Here is a 5,093-nt window from a genome sequence, read left to right as displayed (position 1 = left end):
GACCACCACCATCCGACGCTTCATCGACACCTACAACAAGACCTGCAAACCCTTCTCCTGGACCAAGCCCGCCGACCAGATACTCAAGAAAGCCAAGCGCCCAACAACTTCAAACACGCGACACTAGAATGTTGATATCCTTGTAGTATCCGTCGTGTAGATAGCGCTGCTTGAAAGTACCCTCCTGCTCGAAGCCCAACGTCCGGAAGAGTTCAAGCGATGCGCTGTTCCCCTTCAGGATCCATGCCTCCAGCCGCCGCAACCCCAGGTGTTTTACCGCCCAGTCGATGACAGCCGTGCAGCCGGCCATACCGTAGCCACAGCAACGATCCTCTGGTCTCCAGATGCAGACCCCAACCTGTGCTACGCGATTACGCCAATCAATAGCGTGGACTGAAACTTCCCCCACCAGGCGCGTCTCGTCGACGATGACGAAGGTGTAGGCGGCGGCTGGCAGCGGGCCAGCAGTATCGTCGATCTTACGTTGAAGCTCGGCGCAGCTCCGCGGTCTCCAGTACGGCGACCCATGCTGTGCAAGCTCCTCCCAGTCCGAGCAGGCTTCAAGAAGCCAAGGGATATGTTCGGGAGCCAGCGCACGAAGCTTGATGGACACCTGCAGCCCCTCCCTACAGCATACCGAGACACCTTGAGTGACCACCAACGCTACTCATAAGTCTGTAGACTATCAAGTAGCAGGTCGTGAGGCTATGGCTTGTGGCTATAGGAGATCTTCAGAAGACAGTAGGGACAAATCTACGAGCCTATCGTCTAGAGAGAGGTATCAGCCAAGAAGCCTTCGCCGAACTCATGGGAGTACACCGGACCTACATGGGAGGCGTAGAACGAGGAGAACGCAACCTCACCCTGAAGAGTGTAGAAAGAATGGCGGAGAAGTTGGGGGTGGAGGTGGAAGAGCTGCTGCGACAGGTTTAACGCATGGCAGCAGGAATTCTACCCGCGGGTGTTAACCCACGGTCGAGCATACCTGTTCACAATGACGAAATCAATCAGTAAGGCAAGTATTGCAATAATAATCGACCATCTGACAACGCAAACAGTGGTGTCAGAACGTAATAAGGCGGCGAAACCTTCGAAGTTGAAGATTGAGCATTCGGGTAGTTTGCTGACAAGAGCGGAAAATTTGTTTAGCAGATGCGCTATAAACGGAAATATCAAGACTGTGGCATAAGCGAACATGAGACAACTTCGTTGCCACGTGCTTGCCCATCGAAATTGGAACGAATGGGTTCTTTTTACGTCAAATAATCTCAGGTAGTAGAGAAACACGCTTCCGACAACTGCCATTGAGAATCCGTTCAAGACATCACGTCCGGATGAAGCGTTGACATCAAATATTTGCCAGTAGAATATTGCCAATATCCCCAGTAGTAAGACCCTGAATCCGGGCGATATAAATCGAGATCGTCGTGGAGTCATTGTTAGCCTCCACAAAGTATAATCACCTTGCTGGTCTGTATTACAATAAGCCCACCCACCGTCACCGAGCACCTCTGTTTTCACCTTGGTAGGCAGACTGTGTACGTCCGGTTTCAACATAAACCCATCTACGCACTTGAAGCGCATATCAATTGGCGCTATTAGTTTAGTTCTTCCGGCATTGATCGAACATACGGTCCCCACCATACTCCCCTTGAGAGCGTCAAAAACAGTTCTTCGCGGCGGCCGTCTTAATGTCTTTCGCTCTTTAATTTTAATAATAGAGACGTCGTCGTTATTTGCGATACGCAAAACTAAGGGTTGGTATTTTCCGATTTGCCGATAGATAGCGTTGAGCGATGTATTATCAAGAAGGGTGGCCCATGTTTCTTGGTCGGATTTCGAACAGGTGCCAAATGCTTCTGGCTTACCGTCCTCAACATAGGACTTAAGACACGACCGTAATTTGGACGTAATTTTGGAAGGTTTAACGACCTTTAACTCTCGACATCTCTGCCAAAAGTACCATTCGCAGTAACGTTGCCGAATAGCCAGTTCGGTCAGCTGTAGCGATGTCCCCGAATTTGAAACACAATCGAATTCTAAAAACGTCTCCCTTGGACGCCAAGCAATTGGTACATAAAAAGTGTCAGTTCGTGACAATTTCGAATGTTGGACGATGTGCTTTTGATCAATATCGTAAGTTATTCGCTCGACATAAGTGTCGAGACCATCGGTGAAATCGACAGTGACGACAGTACGCCGCGTCCACTTCTCGCGGTTCTCATCCAGGCATCGTATTGACTTGAAGATCTTAAGTTCTTTCCTCAAAACAGCCTCATAGGTACTCAGATAAGGACGTGGTCTTGTTTCGATGAGTGGAATTGCGTTCGAGGCATCTGAGCCAACGAGCCCTACAGGGACGAAGCTGACTGAGATGCGAACGATTAGAATGTTGGCAGGAAAACAACTGTGCTAGTTCAATGCTTGTCTGTACACCTGACAAGGTCACGTTGCTAGAAGCGAATCACGTTAAGCCAAAGCTATAACTAAATCTCGCGCGTCCAAGACGAAATAATCAAGTTTAGCGTGCCCTGACAGTCGTTTCAAGACCTCTCTGACCGGTAGAGGATACTGAAGAGGTGTCACCAGGGAGCTCGTGCGGACATGGTAACTGTTTCATCGGTCGTCATGCGGTACTGCTCGGCATACGCCTCAAGCCTGTTGCGCTCTTCTTGGGTTCCGTACCATTGCTCGACCTTCCAGGGATCATAGTCGTCACCGAACAGCCCGTTAAGGATCCTTTTGACTCTTCCCATCACGTCACCTGATGCTCGCCTACCAATCTCTTGATGACAGCGTTCGCATAACGCTGATCGGTCAGGACTTGGTATGTATGATTCTGGCGATTTTCTAATCATCATATAGTCAATTATATATTAAACTATAGGATAATTCAAACAATCGCGGAGTGTTGCGAGCTTCTTTCTATCCCTTCGTCTACCGCCACGACTGTCGGAATGTCGTGGCGCTGTGTGCCGATTCAGCGCAGTTCGGAAGGTCCGATGCTGCTGAGTGGATACTGCCATGACGTCCTTACGAGCTTGAAGTATGTTGTGGCGCATATCACGAATATGCTATTCGTCACACATCGCTTTGCTACGCGCTTCCTGGCGAATGGCGACCAAGGCACGTGGTGTGGGGGTGACCGATTGGATACGCGCCATGATCCACACCTCCGTCACTCGCCCCGACCGAGTCAACCCGCCTGTGAGGAGAACTGCTTGGTTGGGGATGATGGCGGGCACATTCGATCTCGACCCGCACCTTGTTCGCCCGAAGCCTGGCACTGTCGGTGTCGAACCGAAAGATCCGTGCCGCCGCTGATACCCACCCCCTCGGCTACCCGGCTGACAGCCCCCGAGAGGCGAACACGCACCACATCCCAGCCCAGATCCACTGGGTTCGAGCTGGTTGACGATGAAGAGGCTTCACAACACCGGTTCCTTGCGTACACCTTCCCGTCTCGTTGGCCAGGCACGGCCCGTCCGGTAGTACCGAACCGCCCTGACTTTGTCGCGGCTGCTCCCACCCTCCCCGGCGATCCCCAGTTCAGGCTGCCGCCAACTTCACCCAGCCGCTACGACGACCGGGAGATGCAGGTCTCTCACCTCCACCCGAAACAACAGCGCGTCGTGGCGCACAACATGCTCATCGACCCCGATGGTCGTGACACCATCGAAGCGGGACTCGGTCTCGATCAAGACGCGCTTGCGTTCGGCCAGGGCGGCGTTGTTGGCGGTGTCCCACGCAACCCCGAGACCCTCGGCGACCGGCTACGGTCAGGTGGGCGACGATGAGGCCTTCCAGTGCCCACCGCACTGCGGCACGGGACAGCCTCGCGCGTGGTTCGGCCGCCGCGGTGGTGTCCTGGCGCCACACATGTCCGCATTCGATGCAGCGGTAGCGACGCACCGTGACTTCCAGCACGGTAGGCCGCCAGCCGAGCGGCTCGTGCGCGAGGCGGCGGATCACGCTGTCGCGAACCATCCCCTCGCACCCACAACGCCTGCACCACTGGTACGGCTCGACAACCCGACAAGCCACAACAGCACGCTCCGGCTCCAGGCGCTGTCCAGTTGCGGCCAGGCCAAGACCATCAAGTCGAGCGAAACTGGTCAGATCAGGGCGGCTGAACCCAGCCAGCGGGGTAACGTGAGGTATGTTGAGGTCTTCTGGACGAGGCGTGTAGGAACCCTCATCTTCCGAAGACTTCGACACCTGTTCAAGGACCGACTCGCCAGCCCAACCCACACCCTCATCTGGGAAGAGCCTTTTAACCTACGAATGCTGAGATCGTCGAAAATGGGCGTATATTGAACAGCGATCTCGTGCGATACTGCACCCACATAGACAAACAGGTGCACACGCCGCAACCATCGATCTGACGCACACGTGACGATGAAGTCATCTTCCAAATGTGGAATATGACGAGAGAGTTGATAAAAGGCTGGGTGCACGATGATTATGATATAATAAAAATTGGTCGCAGTTTCCTCGTTTTTCAAACACCTGCATGCGCCTACTACTTCTCTGCTGTCGTCAGCTATTTTGAGTGCTAAATCCTACCGATGCTGTTGACTTAAGCCGCGGGGTCGGCGAAGAAGACCTTCTTTGCGGCAGATGCGGTGGATAGATGAGCGAGAGACGCCCGACCGCTCGACAATCTCCACTATGGAACTGCCAGCTCTATAAAGCTCAATCACCTGTTGGCGCTGCTGATCCGTGACTGGACGAAGCCTGGGGTGTTGAATTTGTGTCACGGGTATACCGTCCACTGGTGGAGTGTTGCTATCGAGACCATTTATAGCAGGTTGGTTTAAGGCGACGCTGGAAGTAATACCATCGTTAAAGCCTTTGATCTGACTAATTTTGGCTATTTGCGTCTCACAGCTAACATCTTGGGAGCGAAGTTTTTCAAGAAAGATCAGTAAGGCGTCCCAGTTGTTCGTGTCGAGTGTGCGGAAGCGTACCACGGCGTCCTTATACGAACCTGCGCTGTGTGGCGCGTGGCCTGGGGGCGTCCCAGCGAAGGAAGCATGCTCACCCTTGTTGGTGGGCATTTTTCGTTGGGCGGTGGTGCGGGCTGCGGTGTG

General features: G+C 53.3%; 3 protein-coding genes and 1 pseudogene. 1 reads left to right on the top strand and 3 read right to left on the bottom strand.

Annotated features, from left to right (window positions below; all coding sequences use genetic code 11):
* Positions 1 to 109: 109 nt before the first annotated feature.
* Positions 110 to 613, bottom strand: a complete 504-nt coding sequence (locus EUC46_RS12225) for a GNAT family N-acetyltransferase (RefSeq protein WP_128774433.1) — start codon at positions 611 to 613, stop codon at positions 110 to 112.
* Positions 614 to 699: 86 nt separating this feature from the next.
* Between EUC46_RS12225 and EUC46_RS12220 the strand changes: the two genes are divergently transcribed.
* Complete coding sequence (locus EUC46_RS12220) at positions 700 to 933, top strand: helix-turn-helix domain-containing protein (RefSeq protein ID WP_338324488.1); 234 nt, start codon at positions 700 to 702, stop codon at positions 931 to 933.
* Between the two features lie 2,699 nt (positions 934 to 3,632).
* Here EUC46_RS12220 and EUC46_RS12215 read toward each other — a convergent pair.
* Positions 3,633 to 4,161: pseudogene (locus tag EUC46_RS12215) on the bottom strand (transposase); the annotation flags it as partial.
* Between the two features lie 401 nt (positions 4,162 to 4,562).
* On the bottom strand, positions 4,563 to 5,093 hold a 531-nt coding region (locus EUC46_RS12210; protein ID WP_206646005.1), incomplete at its 5' end, for a helix-turn-helix domain-containing protein.

Source organism: Actinomyces oricola, assembly GCF_004104015.1.
GTDB classification, from domain to species: domain Bacteria; phylum Actinomycetota; class Actinomycetes; order Actinomycetales; family Actinomycetaceae; genus Actinomyces; species Actinomyces oricola.
This window is presented reverse-complemented; position numbering and strand designations above follow the sequence as displayed.